The following is a 22,245-nucleotide window of genomic DNA, read 5'->3' as shown; positions in this document are numbered from 1 at the left end:
TTCTACCGGCCGGTGAACGTCTCCCGCAGCCGGGAGAACAGGCCCCCGCCCTGAGTGGAGTTGTTCCCGGAGGTGTTGCGTACCACCGCGGAGTCGCGGGTGCGTTCCCGGAAGGCCCGCAGCAGCTCGACGTTCTCGTGGTCCAGTCGCGTCGGGATCACCACGTCGATGTGGGCGTGCAGGTTGCCGCGCACACCGGAGCGCAGGTGGGGCATGCCGTGGCCGCGCAATGTGGTCACCGCTCCTGGCTGGGTACCGGCTTCGACCTGGATCTCGATCGGTCCGTCGAGGATCGCCTCGACGGTCACGGTGGTACCCAACGCGGCGTCGACCATCGGCACCGAGATCGTGCAGTGCAGGTCGTCTCCGTCGCGGACGAACACGTCGTGCGGCTTCTCGTGCACTTCCACATACAGGTCGCCGGCCGGACCGCCGCCGGGGCCGACCTCGCCCTGCGCGGCCAACCGCACCCGCATGCCGTCGCCGACACCGGCCGGGATCTTCACGCTGATCTCGCGGCGGGCCCGGACCCGACCGTCGCCGCCGCAGCGGTTGCAGGGGTCGGGGATGACCTCGCCGACGCCGCCGCAGACAGGGCACGGCCGCGACGTCATGACCTGGCCGAGCAGCGAGCGCTGCACGGTCTGGATCTCCCCGCGTCCGCCGCACGTGTCGCACGCGACCGGCGTGGAATTGCCGTTGGTGCCCTTGCCGTGGCAGAGGTCGCACAACACCGCGGTGTCGACGGTGACCTGCTTGGTCACCCCGGTCGCGCACTCCTCGAGGTCGAGCCGCATCCGCAGCAGCGAGTCCGAGCCCGGCCGCACGCGCCCGATCGGACCGCGCGACCCGCCGCCGCCACCGAAGAACGCCTCGAACACGTCCCCCAGTCCGCCGAAGCCGCCGAAGCCGCCCCCACCGGCGGCGGCGGATTCCAGCGGGTCGCCCCCGAGGTCGACGATGCGTCGCTTCTCCGGGTCGCTGAGCACCTCGTAGGCGGCGCTGATCTCCTTGAACCGGGCTTGCGCCTGTTCGTCGGGGTTGACGTCGGGGTGCAGTTCACGGGCCAGCTTGCGGTAGGCGCGCTTGATCTCCGTGTCGCTGGCGCCTTTGCTCACTCCGAGCATGCCGTAGTAATCGCGTGCCACGCTATACCTTTCCCACCCACTGACCGGCGATAAACCGTCCAGGTCAGCGGCTACCTAGAACCTCGCCAATATAAAGAGCAACTGCGGCGACATTGGCAATGGTTCCCGGATAGTCCATCCGGGTGGGCCCCAACACACCCATGCCGCCGAACACCTTGCCCGAACTGCCGTACGCGGTGGTGACCACCGAGGTACCGGCCATCTCCTCGGCCTCCGTCTCGTGGCCGATGCGCACGGTGACCCTACCCGCCTCCTGCTGCTTGGCCAGCAACCGCAGTACGACCACCTGTTCCTCGAGTGCCTCCAGCACCGAACGCAGCGAACCGCCGAAGTCGGCGGTGTTGCGCGTCAGATTCGCCGTGCCGCCGAGCAGCAGCCGCTCCTCGCTGTGTTCGACCAGCGTCTCGACCAGCACGGTCGCCGACCGGCCGACCGCGTCGGCCAGCCCGCCCTGGCCGGTGATGTGCGAGGCCAGGTCGCTGACCGCGATCGAGGCCGCCGACAACGGCTTGCCTTCGAGCGCTCCCCCGAGCAGGTCGCGCAGCTGTGTCAGCTGATGCTCGTCCAGACCGTCGCCGAGTTCGACGATGCGCTGATCCACCCGGCCGGAGTCGGTGATCACCACCAGCAGCAGGCGGGCCGGCGTGAGCGCCACCACCTCCAGCCGGCGCACCGTGGAGGTCGACAGCCGCGGGTACTGGACGATCGCGACCTGACGGGTGAGCTGGGCCAACAACCGCACCGCGCGGCGCAGCACGTCGTCGAGGTCCACGCCGGACTCCAGGAACTGCAGGATGGCCCGGCGTTCGGGGCCCGACATCGGCTTGACGTCGTCGAGTCGGTCGACGAACTCGCGGTATCCCTTCTCGGTGGGAACCCGACCGGAACTGGTGTGCGGCTGGGCGATGTAGCCCTCGGCTTCGAGTACCGCCATGTCGTTGCGCACCGTCGCGCTGGAGACTCCGAGGTTGTGCCGCTCCACGAGCGTCTTGGAACCGATGGGTTCCTTCGTGGCGACGAAATCGGCGACGATCGCACGAAGAACCTCGAACCTGCGTTCGTCGGCGCTGCCCATTGCTCACCCACCTTCCCTCACCCGTTCGGGACCTGTTCATTTTACGGGGATCGGCGCTGGTGCCAGCGACCATGCGGCGGGTTAATCTTGCAGAGCTAAGTATTACCGCGGGGGTACGGGGCAGACGAGGCGCGATGATCTTCAAGGGAGTCCGGGACGGCAGGCCTTACCCTGACCACGGGTTGACACACCGCCAATGGGCGCAGATCCCGCCGCGTCAGATCCGGCTCGACGAACTGGTGATGACCACCACGGTGCTCGCACTCGACCGATTGCTGTCCGAGGATTCGACGTTCTACGGGGATCTGTTCCCGCACGCGGTCCGGTGGAACGGCAACGTCTATCTGGAGGACGGTCTGCACCGGGCCGTACGCGCGGCCCTGCGCAACCGCACCGTGCTGCACGCGCGCGTCTTCGACATGGACGGACCGCTGCCCTGACCCGGCGGAGCGCGGCGCCCACCGGCTTCAGTCCGCGGCCATCGCCTCGCGCAGACTGCGCGGCCGCAGATCGGTCCAGTTCTGTTCGACGTAGGCCAGGCAGTCCGCACGGGAGCTCTCCCCGAACACCACCTGCCACCCGGCCGGCACGTCGGCGAAGACCGGCCACAGACTGTACTGTTCCTCGTCGTTGATCAGCACGTAGAAGCTCGCGTCGTCGTCATCGAATGGGTTGGCGCTCATCTTTTCTCCTCGTCACAGGTTGGTGCCCGGCGCCCAGGTCGGCGCCCAGGACACGGTCGGACAACAGCCCGAGGCAGGACAGGTTCGGAAATCCCGGCCCCTGATTCAATCCGGACAGCCCCGGCAGGAACAACTTCGGCGCCACGCCGGAGACCGCCAGGTCGTAGCCGATCGACTCCTCGAGCGCCTGCCCGGACAGCGGTCCGCCCAGACCCAGCTCCAGCAGGTCGCGTGCGTCCTGGCCGAACAGCGGCAGGAACCACAGGGCGTCCGCACCGGACCCGTCGATCACCAGGTCGAAGCCGTGCACGGTTTCCAGGGGCTCGCCACCACGATCGCTGTTGAGCGTCAACCGGATCCGGCCGTCGCGCGCGACCGCATGGGCGACCCGGCCACGCAGGTGCCGGATGCGGTCATCGGCGAGCAGCGCGTCCTGCACCCTCGCGGAGAAGACTCCGCGGTCGGTTCGGGCCATCGCGTCGCGGCGCTCCGGCAACGTCAGCCCGGTCCAGCCGGTGGGGTCGGAGAACAGAGTGTTCTCGAAGAAGCTCTCACCGCGGGTGAACAGGGTGACGGTTGGGGAGATGACGGTGATCGTCGAAACTCGGTGCCGGAACAGCTCGTTGAGCATCGAGGCGGCGGTCTCCCCTCCGCCGATGACCGCCACCCGCTCGGCGGCGATGCGTTCGTGTTCGGCGGCACGATGCCAGAACTGCGCGATCGAGAGCACCCGCGGGTGGCCCGGCAGGATCGACCGCTCGGCTTGGCCGGGGCCGGTGATCATCACACCGTCGGCGGCAAGCACCGTCTCGTGGGTGTGCAGCGCCCACCGGTCGTCGTCGACCGCGATGCGCTGCACCTCACCGGCGACCAGGTTCATCGAGACCCGGTCGGCGGCCCAGCGCAGATACTGGCCCCACCTCCGGTGGGTGGGGGCGGGACGACCGCGGTCCACCCATTCGGCGAATTGCCCGGTGGCGATCAGGTAGGACTGCCAGCTGTACCGGGTCATGCGCTCGTCGAGTTCGGCGTTGCGGCGGCGCACCAGCGCCGATCGATAGGGGAAGCCGATGTCCTTTTCCGGGTTGGTGCCCAGCCGGTGCTGCCCGTCGGTCCAGCCGCCCACCGAATCCCAGTTGGCGGCCACTCCGGCGCGCTCGAGCACCACCACCTCGGGGGTGTCGACGCCCATCTCACGCAGCACGGCAGCCTTGGCCGCCACGGCTACTGCCTTGGCTCCGGCACCGATCACCGCCAGGGTGGGGCTCATCGCAGCACCTCCCGCAGCTCGTCCTGCCAGATCGCCTGCAGCTCCGCGACATCGGCGGCGCCGAGGATATCGGGCAGTGTCCGCCACTGGGCCACCAGTGCCGGCGTCTCACCGTGCGCGACGATCGCGGCGACGATCGTGAGCTCGTGCCTGACCGCTGCATCGGGTTCCGGCACGGTCGACAGGCCGGTCAGCAGCAGCCGGTCCGCGGCCACGGCGCCACCAGTCGGTCCAAAGTCATTGCGTCCCAAATAGTTCAACAGCACCTGCGGCTCCGGGTGGACTTTCAGGGTCTCGGCGGTGTCGGCGCGCCAGTACCGCAGCAGCCCGTAGTCGACACCGCCGAACGGCACCTCGGCCAGGTCCGCCGCCACCGCGCCGGGATCCTCACCGCGCAAACGCAGCGGGTAGATGGCCGAGAGCAGACCGACGGTATCGGAGGTGTCGGCTTCGGCGAGGTCGACGCGGCCGTGGGTCTCCAAGGCGACCAGCGGTGGCGGGGCGGGCTGTCCCCGACGTTGGCGCCACCTGGTGATCGTGCGGCTCAGCACGGCGACGAGTACCTCGAACACCGACTGCTGCGCCGACAGCAGATGCGACGTCACGTCGGGGTCGGTGACGGTCACGGTGAGCTGCAGCTCGCCGGCGCGGTCGGTCGCGGGCCGCAGTCGGCGCGTTCCCAGCGCAGGGTCGGCACCGTCGAGTTGAGCCACCCAGAAGCCGGCGTCGCCGAGTTGTTCAGCTCGCGCTCGCAGCAGCGTCGCCCACTGCCGGAAGCTGGTGTGCTCACCCCGCGTACCCGGCCGGCGCCCGGCCGCCAGGGCGTGCCAGGCGGCGTCGAGTTCACCGATGACGATCTGCCACGACACCGGATCGAGGGCCAGCACGTGCGCGGTCAGCAGCAGCACACCGGGGCCGCTGCCGGGAACCCGCAGCCATACCGCGTCGAACAGCGGGCCCCGGTGCGGATCGAGGCGCTCGAGCGCCGCCGCGGTGTGCCGGGCCACCTCCGCGGCCAGGTCCCCGCTCACCTGCTCCTCGGTGAACAACTTTTCGAGCGGATGCTCCACCAGCGTCATGGTCGCGCGGTCGAGACGGGTGCGCAGCACCGGATGGGCCGCGACAAGGTCCCGCAGCAGGGTGTCGAGTTGGTCGCCGGTGATGCCCGCGGGCAGCCGCAGCGCTTCGGTCGAGGCCAACCTGCGCGGCTCACCGTACTCGAAGAGCCAGTACGCGTTGGGCAACAACGGAATCGGTCCGCCATCGTCGTCGGTGCCATCAGGGGGCCGGGCGGCGTCGGCGTCGATCGCAGCGGCGAGCTCCCGGATGGTGCCGCATTCGAGCATCAGCTTCGCCCGCATCGCCAAGCCCCGGCGACGGGCGGCCTGCACCACCGACAGCGCGACGATGCTGTCCAGACCGAGCTCCAGGAAGTCGGCGGTGACGTCGACGGTTCCGGCCTCGTCGACGCCGAGCACTTCGCCGAGCACGCCCGCCAGTTCGAGCTCGGTCGGAGTCTGCGGCGCGGCCGCGACGCCGTCTCCGGGCGGCTCCGATGCGGCCAGCGCGGGCTCGTCGATCTTGCCGTGCGAGGTCAACGGGAACTCGTCGACCGCCACGATCCGATGCGGCATCAGGTAGCGGGGCAGCCGGACGCTCAGCCAGGTCCGCAGCTCGCCGACCGGCGGGCACCCGGTCACGTAGGCCGTCAGCCGGGGGCCGCGGCGGTGCGCCCGCACCGCGACGTGCGCCTGCGCCACCGCGGGGTGGCCGCTGAGCACCGCGGCTACCTCTGCGGGCTCCACCCGGAAACCCCGGATCTTGACCTGGGTGTCGGACCGGCCCAGGTAGCACAGGGTGTCGTCGAGGTCACGGCGCACCACGTCACCGGTGCGGTACATCCGGCCCCCCGCGACGAACGGGTCGGCGACGAAGCGGGCCGCGCTCTCCGCGGATCGGCCCAGGTACCCGCGGGTGAGCTGGCCGCCGGCCAGGTACAGTTCACCGACCGCGCCGGCGGGCACCGGACGCAGCCAGGAGTCCAGCACGTAGGCGCGGGTGGTGGCGGTGGGCCGACCGATGGTGGGACGCTCGTGGGCGGCGATCTCCGCCACCACGGCTTCGACCGTGGTCTCGGTCGGGCCGTAACAGTTGTAGGCCGACATGCCGGTACGAGCGCACTCCCGGCCGATCTGCTGCCACAGGCCGGACCCGATGTTCTCACCGCCGAGGGCGAGGACAGCCAGCGGCACAGTCGAGGTCAGCCCGGCATCGCGCAGCGCGCCGAACATCGACGGCGTCGTGTCGATCATGTCGATGCCGAATCGGGCGATGGTTTCGACCAGACCCACCGCGTCGCGCTGAATCGTGTCGTCGATGATGTGCACCGCATGGCCGTCCAGCAGCGCCGCCAAAGGCTGCCACGCCGCGTCGAAGGTGAAGGACCACGCGTGGGCGATGCGCAGAGGCCGTCGCACCCGTTCGGCGGCCGGTCGCAGGATCGCGGCGATGTGGTCCTCGGCATAGGCCAGCAGTGCCTGGTGAGTTCCGATGACGCCCTTGGGTTCTCCGGTGGTACCGGAGGTGAACACCACATAGGCGCCCTGCCCGGCCCGGGGCCGCGCCGGCCGGTAGCCGGTAGGTGGGTCGGCGGTGGCCGACGCCATCAGTTCCTCGTCGACGACGACCCCGGCACCGGAACGGCGCAGGATGACCTCGAGACGGTCGGCGGGCAGCGCCGGGTCCAGCGGGACGATCATTCCGCCGGCCTTGAGCACCGCCACCATCGCCACGACATAGTCGGGGCCCCGGCACAACCGGATCGCCACCGGGCTCTCCGCGCCGACGCCGCGGCTGCGCAACAGCGCGGCCAACCGATCGGCGGCTTCGTCGAGCTGCCGGTAGGTGAGCTCTCCGTCGTGCCAGCTCAGGGCGACTGAACCCATTCTGGCGGAAACGGTTTCGGCGAACCGCAGATGAAACCCGAGACCAGCCGGCGGTGCCACACTGTCACCGGGCCGAAGGTGATCGCCGGGCAGCACACTGACCTCGCGCAGCGGACGATCCCATCCGTCGACCAGTCGCTGCGTGGTCTCGAGCAGGCGGGCGCCCAACGACTCGGGCGTGATCCTGCCGAGCGCGCCGTCCTTGACCTCGACCAGCACGGTCAGCCGACCGTCGGTGAGGTGTGCGGCGATCGTCACGGGAAAATGAGCCAGGCTCTGCAGCGCCACCGGGGTGAACACCGCGCCGTTGGCTTCCAGCGCACCGGCCCCGGCCACGGCCCCCGGCGGGAAGTTCTCATACACCAGCAGCGTGTCGAACATCTCGCCGATGCCGCCCAGGGCCCGCAGCTCCGCGTGGCCGAGATAGCTGTGGTCGCGCAGCGCGGCAGCCTCGTGCTGCAGGGCAAGGCATTGCGCGCCGACCGGGGCGCGCGGGTCCAGCCGAACCCGCAGCGGCACCGTGTTGACGAACAGACCGACCATCGATTCCACGCCGGCGAGGTCGTCGGGCCGGCCCGACACCGTGACCCCGAAGGTGATGTCGGCGCGGTCGGTGAGCGAGGACAAGATGACGGCCCACGCGAGCTGGACCAATGAGTTCAGGGTGACACCGCGAGCCCGCGCGGTTGCCACCAGGGCCGCGGTGGTGTCCGAATCCGCCTGCAGCTCCGTGATGTCCGGTAGCCCGTCACCCGGGGTGACCGCGCCCAGCGCCGGCGCCAGCAGCGTCGGGCTCTCCAGGCCGGCCAGGTGTGCGCGCCACAACGCCCGGGCGTGGGCCTGATCGCGGGAGGCCAGCCAGCCGATGTAATCGCGGTACGGTCGCGGCGGCGCGGGCAGCGCCGAGGTGTCACCAGTGCAGCGGTAGAGCGTGAGCAATTCGGAGACCAGCAACGACAACGACCAACCGTCGATCACGATGTGGTGGGCGGTGATGACGAAACGCCAACGCTGTTGCGGTGATTCGATGAGCAGGAACCGGATCACCGGCCCGCGTGCCAGATCGAAGCGGCGGCCACGCTCGTCGGCCTCCACCGCGCCCACCTCGGCAGCCTCGCAGCGGACGTGCCGCCACGGTGTGGGCACCTCGTCCGGGACGACCTGCACCGGTCGGGTCAGGCTGCCCTGAAAGAAGCTGGCCCGCAGGTTCGGGTGTCGGACCAGCATCTCCGCCGCGCAGTCGCGCAACAGAGCCACGTCGAGTGCGCCCGAGACGTCGGCGCTCATCCCGATCACGTACGGGTCAGCCCCGTCGGTCATGGCCGTCAGCGAGTACAGGCCCTGCTGAAGCGGACTCAACGCCAGTACGTCGGCGATGGCGCTCTTGCTCGGTGCACCGGTGCGGGCTGTCGTCACGGGGATTCGTCCCGTGCGGCCCACGATGCCGTCAGCGTGGCCAGGTCCTCCGGCGAGAGGCCCGACGCGGTCATCGGCTCGTGCCGGACATCGTCGGCAACCGGCGCCGCATCGGCAGCGTCGACCGCCGCGGCCAGATCGTGCACCACCGGGTGTTCGAACACCATCCGCCCGGTCAGGCGCAGCCCTGACTGCTTGGCCCGGGCGGCCAGTTGCACCGCGAGGATGCTGTCCCCGCCCAGCTCGAAGAAGTCGTCGTAGCGTCCGATGTCGGCACCGTCGTGGACCTCGACCAACACCTCGGCGAGCATCGCCACCAGGGCCTTCTCGGTCTCGGTGCGGGCCGGCTCACTCGGGCCCGCCGCGCGGGGTGCCGGCAGGTCCCGACGGTGGGCGGGTAGCGCGTCGAGCACCATGATCGACGCCGGCGCGGTCTCGGGCGCCAGCGCGGCGCGCACGGTCTCGGCGAAGACCGCCGCGTCGTCGACGGGACGGTCGGGCACGACGTAACCGACAACTACCGTCCTGGCACCGAGGTCCCAGCTGCGGACTGCCGCGGCGGCTACGCCGCTGACCGCGCGCAGCGCCGCCTCCAGCTCGTGGTCGACACGTTCGACGTATTCCAGTCGCCCGTCCTCGGTCCAGCGCCCGCGGTCACCGCGCCGACCGGCATCACCGCTGTAGTGGACATCGGCGACGACACCGACCGGAACCGGGTTCCCCGCGGCATCGAGCAGGACAGCGGCCGCCCCCGGCTCCGGGTGCACGGCCGGCGCGATCTGCACGTCGTCCACGGCCCGGTCCGGATCATCGGCGAACGCGGTGACGACCCGGCTCAGCCAGCCGGCGAACCGCTCGGCGGTGGCGCGGGTGTAGAGCTCGGTGCGGTAGATCACGTGACCGCGGTAGCCGGCGTCCCCGGCGAAGAAGTTGACCGACAGGTCGGCGTGGGCCATGTCGAACGTCGGTTCCAGCGCGGTGAACACGGTGTCGCCGTCGGCCCCGGTGCTGATGACCCTGGCCTCGGGGAGTTGTTCTCGCACGTGGACGACGACACCGAACAGCGGGTTGCGCGACAGTGAGCGCACCGGGCTCACGGCGTCGACCACCTGGTCGAACGGGAGATCCTGATGGGCGTAGGCGGCCAGCGCCATCTCCCGCGACCGGCGGGCCACCTCACGCAGGGTGGGGTTGGCGCGAAGGTCGTTGCGCAGCACCAGGATGTTGATGAAGAAGCCGATCAGCTGGTCGAGTTCGGACTCGGTGCGCCCGGCCACCGGAGTGCCCAGCGGCACGTCGGCGCCCTCACCGGCTTTGTACAGCGTCACGGCGACCGCGGCCTGCAGCAGCATGAACTCCGTGGCACCGGTCTCCCGGCTCAGCGCCACCAGTTTCTCGCGGGTCGCCGAGTCGATGGTGAACTCCACGGCGTCGGCCGCACCGCTGGGGACCGCGGGCCGGGCGAAGTCGGGTTGCAACCCCGTCTCGGCCGCCAGCCCGTCGAGCTGCTGGGTCCAGTACTCCCGTTGGGCAGCAATGATTCCGGATTCGTCGGCCAGCAGCGCCGACTGCCACGCCGCGAAATCGGCGTATTGCACCGGCAGTGGAGCCCACGTGGGAGCGTGCCCGGCGGCGCGGGCGCGGTAGGCGACGAGCAGTTCGGTGAACAGCACGCCGGCCGACCAGTGATCGGCCGCGATGTGGTGGATGACGATGGACAAGGCGTGCTCGCCGGGCGTGGACAGTACCGCCGCACGGATCGGCCACTGGTTCTCCAGGTCGAACTCGTGCAGCCGTTCGGCGTCGAGTTCGGCGGTCAGCCAGGCGTCGTCACCGCCGCGGCTGCGCCGCACCGGAAACTCCGGATCGGGAGCGTTGACCAACTGATACGGCACACCATCGATCTCACAGAATGTGGTGCGCAGGCTCTCGTGGCGGTTGACCACGTCACGCACCGCCGCTACCAGAGCGTCGGTGTCACAGGGGCCGGTGAACCGGGCGGCGAACGGCACGTTGTTGACCGGCCCCGGACCTTCGATGCGGTACTGAAACCATTGCCGCAGCTGCGACGCCGACATCGCCGCCGGGCCGTCGTGCGGGATGGCCGTCAGCCGGGGACGGAGCGGTGCCGACTCCCCCGCGGCCAGCGCCTCGACCCGCTCGGCGAGCCGGGCCACGGAGCCCAGCTCGAAGATCTCCCGGATCTCGATCTCGACTCCGCACCGATCGCGCACCGCGGTGACGAGCTTGGTGGCCAGCAAGGAGTGGCCACCAAGCTCGAAGAACGAGTCGTCGACACCCACGCGCTCGGTGCCCAGCAGTTCGGAGAACAGCTGCGCGAGTTGGCGTTCGACGTCGGTGGCAGGTTCGCGGTACTCGGTCGCGGTGCTGATCTCGGGCAGGGGCAGCAGGGCGCGGTCGATCTTGCCGTGCGCGGTGATCGGGATCTCGTCGAGCACCACATAGGCCACCGGTGTCATGTAGTCCGGCAGCGCCGCAGCCACGCGGTCACGCACCCGGGCAAGGTCGACGTCGGCGCCGGCGGCAGGGGTGAGGTAGCCGACCAGGCTCTTGCCCAGCCCCGGCAGATCCTGGCCGAGCACCACCGCCTGACCGACCGACGGGTCGACGCCGATCGCGGCCGCCACTTCGCCGAGCTCGATGCGGAAGCCGCGAATCTTGACCTGTTCGTCTGCCCGTCCCACGAACTCGAGGTCTCCGTTCGCGGTGCGCCGGGCCAGGTCACCGGACCGATAGAGCCGTCCACCGGGTTGGAACGGATCGGCGACGAACCGTTCCGCGGTCAGCGCCGGCCGGCGGTGGTAGCCGCGTGCCACGTGGTCGCCGCCGATGTAGATCTCGCCGATCACTCCGACCGGGACCGGTTGCAGCGCGTCGTCGAGCAGGTGCACCGTGGTGTTGATCTTCGGCTTGCCGATCGGCACGATCCGCGCACCTTGCGCGCCTTCGACCTTATAGCGGGTGGTGTTGATGATGGTTTCGGTGGGGCCGTAGAAATTGTGCAGCAGCGCGTCGAAGGTGGCGTGGAACTTGTCGGCAAGCTCGCCGGGCAACGCCTCTCCACCGATCGGCACCCGCTCCAGCGTGCGCCAATGGTTGACCCCGGGCAGCGACAGGAACAACCCCAGCAGTGACGGCACGAAGTGCATCGCCGTGATGCGCTCCCGCTGCAGCAGGTCGGTCAGGTAGCCGATGTCGGTCAACCCATCGGGCCGCGGAATGACCAGGCGCCCACCGCAGGACAGGGTCCCGAAGATCTCGCCGATCGACACGTCGAAGCTCGGTGAGGCGACCTGCAGCAGGCGGTCGGCTTCACTGATCTCGTATTCGTCGGCGAACCAGACGAAGTACTGCGACACCGGCCGGTGCGGCACCGGCACGCCCTTAGGCAGACCGGTCGAACCGGAGGTGTAGATCAGATAGGCGGCGTTGTCCGGTCGCAGCGGGCGCACCCGGACCTCGTCTGTGGGATTGTCGGCGCGGTAGGTGTCCAGAGCGGTGACGGGCTCGGAGATCACCAGAGCGGGGTCGGAGTCGCTCAGCACGAACGAGAGCCGGTCCTCGGGGTAGCTCGGGTCGACGGGAAGATAGACCGCGCCGGCCTTGACGATTCCCAGCGCGGTGATCACCAGCTCCGGTGACCGGTCCAGCAGCACCGCCACGCGGTCCTCGCTGCCGATCCCCTGGCCGATCAGCCAGTGCGCGAGGCGGTTCGCCGCTTCGTTGATCTCCCGGTAGGTGTACTGACGGCCCTCGTAGACCACCGCGACCGCGTCGGGTATCTGTGCGACACGTGCTTCGATCTGTTCGCCGATGGTGACGGCCGGCACGTCGAAATCTTCACCCCGTGACGCCGCGCGCAGCCAGTCGGCCTCGGCGCCGTCCATCAGGTTCAGCCGCGTCAGAGGTGTGTCGGGATGCGCCAGCGCCGAATCCAGCAGGACCGCGTAGTGGTGCAGCATCTGGCGGGCGAGCCCGTCGTCGAGCACCTCGACCTGGTACTCGGCCTCCAGCACCGCCCCCGACTCGTCCAGTTCCACCATCAATTCCAGCGGCAGCTGGGTGAACTGGCCGCGTAGTTCGGCCCGTCGGCAGGTCACACCCGGCGGGCTGAAGCCGCCACCGTCGGGTTCGCGGAATCCGAAGCTGACCCGGGTCATCCGCTCGGCGCCGTGCCTGCGGTCCAGGTCGAGTTCGCGAACCACCCGGTCGAGGTTGACCTGCTGGTGAGCGAACGCGTCGAGCGCGAAATCCCTGGTCTGAGCGAGTAGTTCGGCGAAGCTCTGCATGGCGTCGGGGCGCAGGCGCATCACCGCGGTGTTGCCGTGGTAGCCGATGACGTCCCCGCTGTCCGGGCCGCGCAGCAGCACCGGGCTGGCGACGAGGATGTCGTCGGCGTGGGTGTAGCGGTGCAGGAGTGCGCCGAAGGCGGCCAACATCACCATGTACGGGGTGGCGCCGGCGGCGCGGGCCGTCGCGCGCACACGCTCGACCGTGTCGGTCGACAGTGCCACCGTGGTGCGTCGCGACCGCCACGTCGAGGGCACCGCCGATCCGTTGGGTCCGGGCAGTTCGAGGGGTTCGGGCAGATCCGTCATGGCCGCGCGCCAGAAGTCGAGATCCTCGTCGCGGGCCATGGGTTCCGGTACCGGCGCGGGTGTCGGGTCGAGAGGGTGACCGAGGTAGGCGCGCGTCAGGTCGGCGAAGAAGACGCGCCAGCACCCGTCGTCCCACGCGATGTGGTGCACCACGAGCAGCATCACGTACTCGTCGGGGGCGGTGCGTGCCACGGTGATCCGCAATGGGGATTCAGTGGCTAGGTCGAAGGGCGTGCCGAACTCACGCTGCGCCAACACCTCCAGGCGCAGGCTCCGCGCATTCTCGGAGAGCTCGGAGATGTCCTGCACCGCCCATCCCGGCTGCAGGTCGTCGTGCACGGTGGACCGCGGCTCACCGTCGCCGGTCACGCGAAAGGTCGTGCGCAGCACCGGGTGACGGCGGGCCACCGCGTTGACTGCCTCGTGCAGCCGGCCGAGGTCGACTGCTCCGGTGAGGCGGTAGGACAGGCAGACATTGAGCAGCGCCCCGCTGGGGTCGACCGAGTGCACGAACCACATACGCTGCTGCCCGTCGGACAGGGTGCCGTCGACACGTACCGCTTCGATGGTCTCCTGCTCACGCAGGCCGTGTCCGGCCAGCCGACGGCGCAGCAGTTCCAGCCGCCGGGCATCGAGGTCAATGTCAGTCACGCGGGGATCTCATTCCTTTGTGGTGTGTCGTCCAGGCCGGCGATCAGTTCGGTGCCGGTCATCCCGCCGAGCATCGCGGCCAGGGGTACCGAGCGGCCGGTGGCTCGGCGCAGTCGCTTTCGGAGGTCGAGGGCGAGGAGCGAATCCACCCCGATGTCGAGCAGTGAGGCGGCGAGATCGACGTCGGCGGAATCGATGCCGAGCACCGCGGTCAATTCGGCGAGCACCACCGCGGTCGTGTCACCGGCGGCCGCCGCCGGTGCCGGTGACTCCGGCACCGGGGCCGCCCGGAAGACCTGCAGACGGCTCTGGTCGGCGCTGTAGATCACCGGATCTGCCGGGTGGTCCAACAGGCTCGCTTCGATCGCGGCATCGGGTTCCAGCGGCACCAGCCCGGAGCGGCCGATCTTGGCCACCGCCTCGTCGTCGACGATGCCGGTACCGAACAGCCCGAATCGCACTGCACAGCAGCGTATTCCGGCACCGCGCAGCTGTGCTGCGAGCACGTCGAGCATGCGGTTGGCCGCTGCGTAGGCGGCGTGCCCGCGCCCGCCCCACAGTCCCGACACCGAACTGCACACCACCATTCGGGCGTCCGCGCGCAGCGGCCAGAGTTCGGCGAAGCGGGCCAGCCCGCTGATCTTGGCCGCGGTGGTGCCCAGGAAATCGGCATCGGTCAGGTCGCGATGGTCGGCGAAGCGGGCGGTGGCCGCGGCGTGGATCACCAGCGAAGCTCCATCTCCGGCGAACTCGGCGGCCGCGGCGGCCAGCTGTGCGGGCTCGGTGATGTCGCAGCGCACCGCGTGCACTGGAAGGTCGGCCAAGGCGTCGGGGATTACACCGCTGCGGCTGAGCAGCAGGATCCGGCGGGCGCCCCGGTCGGCGAGGTGCCGGGCGTAGTGCTGACCGACCGTGCCGCTGCCGCCGGTGATCACCACGCTGTCGAGGACTCCGGGGTCGGTGACCCACGACTCGGGCATCGACACCGCCTCGTGCTCGACACGTGTGAAGATGGTCAACCCGGCGTCGGATTCACGTAGCGCCAACTCGTCTGCGTCGCCGAGTGCCGCGTCGAGCGCGGCGGCGGCAGTCCCCTCGTCGATGGTTCGCGACGGGAGATCCAGGTGACGGAAGGTCAGGTCGGGGTACTCGAACCCGATGCTGCGGTGCATCGCCGCCATCGCGGCCTGTGCCGGCAGCGGGGCGGCGGGGTCGCCGTCCAGCTGTTCGGCGGCGACGGTGATCAGCCACACGTCACGGCAGTCGGGACCGACGGTGTCGGCATAGCCGAGCAGGTCGGCCCCGATCAGCTCGGTCAACTCGGCGACCGCCTGCACCGCGTCGCACCCGTCGAGGGCCGGGGCGACCGCCAGCACCAGGTCGGCCTCACTCGCCGACGCCGACTGCATCCCCCGGTGTCGCGCCACGGCGTCCCGCAGCAAGTCACTGACGTCGCTGCGGGGCCCGGCGAGGTCGACAACAGCGGTGCGCCGCAACGCCAATCCCGGTGTGCCGGGCCGGTGAGGCTCCCACTGGTGCGTGGCGATGGTGAGCAGCGGCGGTGGCGGCAGGGGCTGCGGCAGCGCCCACAGGTGCACCTCGCGCATCGGGGTGTTGGGAAACCCCGGCAGCGCGGCGGCGGTGGTGACGGTCTCGGCCCACGGGAAGCCGGTGTCGTGGGCCGCGACCGCGGCGACACCGGCTGACAGTGTGTCCACGATCGGCGCGTCGCGCCGGCCCGATCCGACGGTCAGTGCGTCATCGGCGCTCTGGCCGAGCGCGAACAGCAGTGCCGGGTGGGCCGACATCTCGATGAACACGTCCGCGCCACGCTGCACCGCCGAGGCGGCGGCCCGATCGAAGCGAACGGTGTTGCGAAGGTTGGCGAACCAGTAGTCGGCGAAGTCCGTCCGGTGGTCCACGGCCGCTCCGGTGGCCGACCCGATGAACGGGATGTCCGTCTCCCGGAACCGGGAGCGCGGCAGCCGGCCGCTCAGCTCGTCGCGCAGCCCGTCCAGGAGGCTGGTGTGCGCGGGGAAAGCCATCGTGACCGCACGGGCGAAGATGCCACGTGCGGTGGCCGCCGCCAGCAGTTCGGCGACCGCGTCGCGCTCACCCGACACCGCCACCGACGAGTCGGCGTTGACCACGGCCAGTTCCAGCCAGCCCGGGATGGATTCGATCAGCGACTGCGCCTCGTCCGGCCCGACGCCGAGCACCACCATCCCGTAGCCCTCGGACAGGCTCTCCAGGACGGTCGCCCGGGCGATGACCACCGCGGCGGCGTCCGCGCGGGTGATCGCCCCCGCGGCGTAGGCGGCTGCCACCTCGCCGAGACTGTGTCCGACAGTCAACTCCGGCGTGACTCCGCAGTCCCGCCACACCGCGGCCAGCCCTGCCGCGTGCGTGAATTGCGCCGACTGCGCGGCGACCTGGGACCAGTCCTCAGCGCCGCCGGCGTCGCCGACAAGGTAGGTCAGCGGTGACGGGGCTCCGGCTGCGACGAATGCCGCCGAACACGCGTCGGCCTCGGCGCGGTAGGCGTCGAGCAGCCGGTAAGCCTCAGCGCCCATCGACGGCCACTGGTTGCCCTGACCCGGGAAGACGAACGTGCATCGGCGGGCGTCGGCGTCGCTGGACCGCGTCACCAGTGCGTGCTCGTCCCCGTCGGCCACCGCGCGCAGTGCGTCGGTGAGTTCGTGCACGTCTGCGGCACGCACCACCACTCGGTGCCGGCTGCGCCGGCGTATCCGCAGCAAGGTGGCCGCCACCTCGTCGACACGCGGTCCCCGCTGCAGGAAACGTCCGATGCGCCGCGCGTCCTCGGCGATCAGCCCCTCGGTATGCGCGGTCAACAGCACCGGAGTTCGGCCATCGGGCAGCATCACGACCCCCCGGTGGCCGGCACCGCCACGACGGCGTGGGCGTTGGCCCCGCTCATCCCGAAGGCCGACACCGCGGCCACTCTGCGCCCGATGACCGCGGGCCACTGCGTCAGTTTGGTGGCCAACCGCAATCCTTGTTCTTCCCAATCGATCTCGCGGCTGGGCTCGTCGGTGTGCAGACTCTTCGGGATCGCAGCATGTTCGGCGGCGACCAGGACCTTGGCCAGACCGAGCGGGCCGGCGGCCGATTGTGCGTGCCCGATGTTCGACTTCACCGATCCGAGCACCGCACCGTCTCCCGGACGGGTTGCACCGTATGTCGCGGCCAGCGACTGCAATTCGGTGCGGTCGCCGAGTCGGGTACCCGTCCCGTGACCCTCGATCATGCCCACCTCGTCGGGCCGCACGCCGGAGATGTCGAGGGCGCGCTGGAACAGCCTCGCCTGTGCCTGGCCGCTCGGCGCGGTCATGCCCTTGGTCCGGCCGTCGGAGTTCACCGCGGTGGCCAGTACCTCGGCCAGCACCGGGTGCCCCGCGCGTTCGGCCACCGAACGACGCATCAGCACGAACATCGCGGCGCCTTCGGCCCATACCGTGCCGCTGGCGTGCGCGCTGTAGGGCCGGCAGTGGCCGTCGTCGGACAGCGCGTGCTGTTTGGAGAACTCCACGAAATACCCCGGGGAACCCAGCACGCAGACCCCGCCGGTGAGGGCGATGTCGCAATCCCGCGCCCGGATGGCCGACACCGCGACGTGCAACGCCGCCAGTCCGCCCGTGCAGCTCGCGTCGATGGTCAGAGCGGGCCCGCCCAGGCCGAGCACGTAGGCGATCCGGCCGGAGATCGCCCCCAGGGTGGTGCCGGTCAGCAAATGCCCACTGTAGGCGGAGAACTCGGCGAGGTCGCCGCCGTAGCCGAGGTAGGACGCGCCCACATAGCAGCCGACCTCCTGGCCGGCCAGCGTGTCGGGGTTGATGCCGGCGTTCTCCAACGCGCGCCACCCCACCCGAAGCGCGACCCGCTGTTGCGGATCGATCGCGACCGCCTCCCGTGGGGAGATGCCGAAGAACTCCGGATCGAACGTCGTCGCGCCGGCGAGGAAGCCGCCCATGTCGTGGATGCGCTTGAAACCCTCGCGCCGGGAGCCGTTCAGCAGGTCGTGCACCGACCAGCCGCGGTCGGTGGGAAACGGACCGAGCACTTCCCGCTCCTCGGCGAGCATCGTCCAGTACGCCTCGGCGGTGTCGATCCCGCCGGGCGCCTCCAGTGCCATGCCGGCGATGACGACCGGATCGTCGCTAGCCGTCATGAACCAGCTCCGCGACCGCGGCCGACTGCTCAGTGACATAGAAGTGCCCGCCGTCGAACAGATTTCGGGAGAAGGAGCCGCGAGTGTGATCCTGCCAGCCCGTCAGCATGTCCGGCTTGATCCGGTGGTCGTCGTGTCCGCCCAGGGTACGGATGTCGGCGCCGATGCGGACATCCCGCTCACACGAGTAACGGTTGAACGCGTGGTAATCGGCCAGCACCGCCATCAGCAGTAACTCGACGAAGTCCTCGTCGGCCAGCAACCGGGGGTCGGTCCCGCCGAGGTCGACCATGTGGGCCAGCACCTCACGGTCGGTGGTCGGCAGTCGCGGCGAGGCCGCGACCGCGGACGGGGCCTCACTGGCCGAGACCCACAGCCGTTGCACGTCCACTCCGCGGCTTTCGGCGATTCGCGCGAACTCGAAGGCCACGACTGCACCCAGGCAGTGACCGAACAACTGCAGCGGTCCGACCGCGGCCCAGTCGCCGGCGTCGAACAAATCCTGCGCCAACTCCTCGACCGTCTCTGCGGCCGGGTGGGCGAGCCGCTCGGCGCGGCGCGGGTACTGCATCACGTAGGTGTCGATGCCCTGCCCACCGACCGCGGTCGCCAGCCCGCGGTAGGTGGCCGCGGCGCCGCCGGCATGCGGGAACAGCAGCATGGCACCCGCGACCGTGGGGGTGCCGGCGGGATATCGCTTGATCCAGGGCTTGAAGCGGACGGAGTTGCTCACCGGGTCGCGACCGCTTCCAGCGTTGAGTCCACCTGGGCGGCGTCCATCGCGACGACCTCCAGATACATCGCGGCCACCTTCTCCAGCCGGCCGTCGCGTCCGGCCAGGCGAGCCGCCAGTGCAGACACGGTACGGGCGGCGAAGATGTCGGCGACGGCCACCGACGAGGTGTCCAACCAGGTCCGGATGCGGGCGACCGCCTGCGTCGCCAACACCGAATCCCCGCCGCTGGCGAAGAAATCGTCGTCGACCCCGAGGTCGGTCCGGTTGAGCACCCCGCCGAGGATCAGCGACAACGCCGCCTCCAGCGACGTGGCCGGCGCCCGATGGGAGCCGCTCGCGGGCGCCTGCGCCCGACACAGCATCCTCGCCACCGCCGGACGGTCGATCTTGCCTCCCAGGGTGAACGGAATCTGCTCGGTGACGTCAATGATCTTCGGGATCATGTGCGGTGCAACCACTTCCGACAGGCCCGCGACGATGTCGGCGACATCGGCGGTCTGCCCGGGGACCGGTTCGATCAGGGCACCCAGCACATCGCGCCCACCGTCGACGGCGACCATCGCCGCCACCGCCGCCTCCACGCCGGGGATCCGGCGCAGCGCGGACTCGACCTCGCCGAGTTCGACCCGGTAGCCGCTGATCTTCACCCGGTGGTCGACGCGGCCGACGAACTCGATGACGCCTCCGGGACGGTAGCGGACCAGATCGCCGGTGCGGTACCAGCGCGTGCCCTGGTGGGACGTGAACCGCTCGGCGGTGAGGTCGGGTCGCGCGCAGTAGCCGCGGGCGACACCGCGACCGCCGACCCAAAGCTCGCCCGGAACCCAGTCGGGGCAATCCAGGCCGTCGGGTCCGACGACCCGGCATGCGTTGTTGGGCAACGGTACTCCCAGTGGCACCGAAGTCCAGTCCGGCGGTATGTCGCCGACGACTTCGCAGATCGTGTTGTGGGTCGCCGTCTCGGTGGCACCGCCCAATCCGGCGAACCGCATGCGCGGTGCACGGCCCCGCAAGGCGCGAACCAACTCCGGACGTACCCAGTCACCGCCGGTGGGCACCACCCTGACCGAGGACAGATCACCCTCGACCGCGGCGAGCATCTCCAGCCAGCCGGGCATGAAGTGCAGCACGCTCACGTCGTGCGCCGCGATCAGACGGGCCCACGCTTCGGGGTCGCGGCGCTGCTCCTCGTCCACGACCACGATCGATCCTCCGGCCCGCAGCATGCCGAAGACGTCCAACACCGACAGGTCGCATTCCAGCGTGGACAGCGCCAGGCAGCGGTCGTCGGCGCCGATGTCGAAGTGCGCGTTGATGAACTCGACGGTGTTCATGGCCGCGTCGTGGGTCATCTCCACGCCCTTGGGCTCACCGGTGGAACCGGAGGTGAACAGGATGTAGGCCAGATCTGTCGGGTCCACTGCGGGCACGGTGAAGGCGGTTTCGCGGCGACCGACCCGCAACGCCTCGGCGACCGTCAGGGCCGGCATCGTGGTCGGCGGCTCGTCCCCGCAGACCAGCGCCATCCGCGCGCCGGCGTTGGCCAGCATGCGCGCGGCGCGCTCGGCCGGGTGATCCACCCCGACCGGGGCGTAGGCCGCACCGACGGCCGAGATCGCCAGCAGGGCGATAACCTGCTCGTGGTTCTTCGGGCCCAGCACCGCCACGGTGTCGCCGGCGCGGATGCCGGCGACGTGCAGCGCGGAGGCGACCGCGAGCACCCGCTCCCGCAGTTGTCCGTAGGTGAGGTCACCGGCGCGACTGAACACGGCCGGCGCGTCGGGCCGGGCCTGCGCCCGGCGGAAGAAGCCCTCGTGCAGCACGTCCCCGCTCAGTGCGGAGGTGACGGTGTTCACCGCGTCGCGACCTGCCCGCTGCTCGGGTGTCACGGCCGCGGAATCGCTTCTTTCCCATGCTGATTCGTCGGTCGCCAACCGTTGCAGCTCGGCGAGGTGGTGGGCGAACATGGCGTCGGCGACTCCCGGCCGGAACGCGTCCTCGCGGGTGTCCCAGTTGATCATCAGCCCTTCGGCGACCGGGGTGGCCTGCGCGTCGAGCAGCACCTGGGGGCCCTGGGAGATCGTCCACACCGGCCTGCCGAAGTGTTCGGTCACCGTGCCCGCGAACAGGTCACCGAGGCCGATCGCACTGGTGTAGACGATCGGGGCCAGCACCGGGGTGCCGTGATGGCGGGTCAGGTCCCGCAGCACCGACAGCCCGGAGTAACTGGAATGCCGTGCGGTCGCGTGCAGGGTCTCCTGCAGCACGCGGCAGCGCGCAAGCGGGGTGTCGGCGCCGGTGAGATCCACGTCGAGCATCAGCGACGAGGTGAAGTCACCGACCAGCTTGTCGACGTCGGGGTGGAACTGTTCGCGGCCGAACATCGGCAGGTTCAGCAGGAACCGCCGGCTTGTCGACCACCGGGCCAATGTGCCGGCGTAGGAGGCGGCGACGGCCATCGCCGGGGTGATCCCGCGCCGTTGCGCCGCGGCGAACAACGCGTCGCGGGTGGCGACGTCGAGGACGTGCCAGCGTCGTCGGGACCGTTTGGGGTCGGCCTGCTCGGAGCGCGGCACCAGCGGCAGCGCCGGCCCCTCCGGCAGGTCCGCGATCCGCTGCGCCCACCACTGCCGGTTCTCCTCGGACTCGGTGACCGTCGCCGTGTGGGCCGCACGGTACTCGCGGTAGGTGTACCCGAGCTCGGGAAGGTCTGCGCCGGCGTAGAATTCGGCGAGGTCGGCCATGAAGTTGCGGTAACTCACCGCGTCGGCGGCCTGCATGTCCATGTCCACGTGCAGCCGGGTCCGGCCGTCGGCCAGCAGCGACAGCGCGAATTGCACCACTTCGCCGTGCATCATCTGATGCGACTTCGTGTCGCGGATCTCCTCGAGCCGCCGCTGTGCCGCCGCGTCGTCGAGGTCGCGCAGGTCGTACACGGTGACCGGCAGTCCGCGGTCACCGATCCGCTGGGTGCCGTCGGGCAGGATGTCCACCCGCAGCATCGGGTGCCGCGCTGCGAGTTTGGCCGCGGCGGCGCGGAGCCGGTCGGGATCGACTCCGGCGCCGTCGAATTCGACGTACAGATGAGCTGCGACGCCGCCGAGTTGCTGGTCGTCGTTGCGCCCGATCCACATCGCGTGCTGAATCGGCGCCAGCGGGAACGGATCGTTGTCGTCGGTCACCGAGGCCGGGTCGGCCGCGCGAGCCTCGACATCGGCGGCCGGCGCATGGCCTTCGAGCAACTTCGTCCACGCGGCGACGGTCGGCTGTGCCGCCAGGGCGGCAAATCCGACGTCGACGCCTCTGCGGCGCCAGCGGCCGGACAGCGTCATCATCCGGATGGAATCCAGCCCCGAGGCGATCAGGTCGGCCTCGGGTTGGAGATCGGCCGGATCCACGCCGAGCAGTTCGGCAACCTCGTCGCGGACAGACTGGGCAGTCGTCGACGCCAAACTCACCGAACCTCCTCGAGCGACTGTGGAATTAAGTGCAGGCTGTCCTAACTTAGAG

General features: G+C 70.2%; 11 protein-coding genes. 1 reads left to right on the top strand and 10 read right to left on the bottom strand.

What is annotated here, in order from left to right; translation table 11 throughout:
• Nucleotides 1–2 precede the first annotated feature (2 nt).
• On the bottom strand, nucleotides 3–1,148 hold the full coding sequence (gene dnaJ / locus G6N31_RS03555) for a molecular chaperone DnaJ (RefSeq protein WP_098003563.1): 1,146 nt from the start codon (nucleotides 1,146–1,148) through the stop codon (nucleotides 3–5).
• A gap of 43 nt (nucleotides 1,149–1,191) precedes the next feature.
• Complete coding sequence (hrcA, locus tag G6N31_RS03550; protein ID WP_098003564.1) at nucleotides 1,192–2,223, bottom strand: heat-inducible transcriptional repressor HrcA; 1,032 nt, start codon at nucleotides 2,221–2,223, stop codon at nucleotides 1,192–1,194.
• Nucleotides 2,224–2,357: 134 nt separating this feature from the next.
• On the opposite strand from hrcA, the gene G6N31_RS03545 reads away from it, so the two are divergent.
• The gene (locus G6N31_RS03545; RefSeq protein WP_098003565.1) at nucleotides 2,358–2,663 is read left to right on the top strand and encodes a type II toxin-antitoxin system VapB family antitoxin; all 306 of its coding nucleotides are present in this window, start codon (nucleotides 2,358–2,360) and stop codon (nucleotides 2,661–2,663) included.
• Between the two features lie 27 nt (nucleotides 2,664–2,690).
• Here G6N31_RS03545 and G6N31_RS03540 read toward each other — a convergent pair whose 3' ends face one another.
• From G6N31_RS03540 to G6N31_RS03505, 8 genes are all read right to left on the bottom strand, one after another.
• Nucleotides 2,691–2,906, bottom strand: coding sequence for an MbtH family protein (locus G6N31_RS03540; protein WP_098003566.1), 216 nt, complete (start codon nucleotides 2,904–2,906; stop codon nucleotides 2,691–2,693).
• The gene (gene mbtG, locus G6N31_RS03535) at nucleotides 2,884–4,176 is read right to left on the bottom strand and encodes an NADPH-dependent L-lysine N(6)-monooxygenase MbtG (protein ID WP_098003567.1); all 1,293 of its coding nucleotides are present in this window, start codon (nucleotides 4,174–4,176) and stop codon (nucleotides 2,884–2,886) included. Before mbtG ends, G6N31_RS03540 begins: the two co-directional genes overlap by 23 nt.
• Nucleotides 4,173–8,537: a non-ribosomal peptide synthetase gene (locus tag G6N31_RS03530; RefSeq protein ID WP_098003568.1), complete on the bottom strand. Its 4,365-nt coding sequence runs from the start codon at nucleotides 8,535–8,537 to the stop codon at nucleotides 4,173–4,175. Before G6N31_RS03530 ends, mbtG begins: the two co-directional genes overlap by 4 nt.
• Nucleotides 8,534–13,807 (bottom strand): non-ribosomal peptide synthetase, encoded by a 5,274-nt coding sequence (locus tag G6N31_RS03525; RefSeq protein ID WP_098003569.1) that lies wholly within the window; start codon nucleotides 13,805–13,807, stop codon nucleotides 8,534–8,536. The genes G6N31_RS03530 and G6N31_RS03525 overlap by 4 nt, the downstream gene beginning before the upstream one ends.
• Nucleotides 13,804–16,692 (bottom strand): mycobactin polyketide synthase MbtD, encoded by a 2,889-nt coding sequence (gene mbtD, locus G6N31_RS03520; protein ID WP_098003625.1) that lies wholly within the window; start codon nucleotides 16,690–16,692, stop codon nucleotides 13,804–13,806. The genes G6N31_RS03525 and mbtD overlap by 4 nt, the downstream gene beginning before the upstream one ends.
• A complete protein-coding gene (locus G6N31_RS03515) occupies nucleotides 16,692–17,999 on the bottom strand; it encodes a beta-ketoacyl [acyl carrier protein] synthase domain-containing protein (protein WP_098003570.1) in 1,308 nt (435 codons plus the stop codon). Before G6N31_RS03515 ends, mbtD begins: the two co-directional genes overlap by 1 nt.
• Nucleotides 17,989–18,660, bottom strand: coding sequence for a thioesterase II family protein (locus tag G6N31_RS03510; RefSeq protein WP_098003626.1), 672 nt, complete (start codon nucleotides 18,658–18,660; stop codon nucleotides 17,989–17,991). Before G6N31_RS03510 ends, G6N31_RS03515 begins: the two co-directional genes overlap by 11 nt.
• Nucleotides 18,661–18,728: 68 nt before the next feature.
• On the bottom strand, nucleotides 18,729–22,193 hold the full coding sequence (locus G6N31_RS03505; protein ID WP_098003571.1) for a non-ribosomal peptide synthetase: 3,465 nt from the start codon (nucleotides 22,191–22,193) through the stop codon (nucleotides 18,729–18,731).
• Nucleotides 22,194–22,245 lie beyond the last annotated feature (52 nt).

Source organism: Mycolicibacterium duvalii (genome assembly GCF_010726645.1).
Lineage (GTDB): Bacteria > Actinomycetota > Actinomycetes > Mycobacteriales > Mycobacteriaceae > Mycobacterium > Mycobacterium duvalii.
Note: the sequence above shows the minus strand (reverse complement) of the source record. Positions and strands in the feature narration are given on the sequence as shown.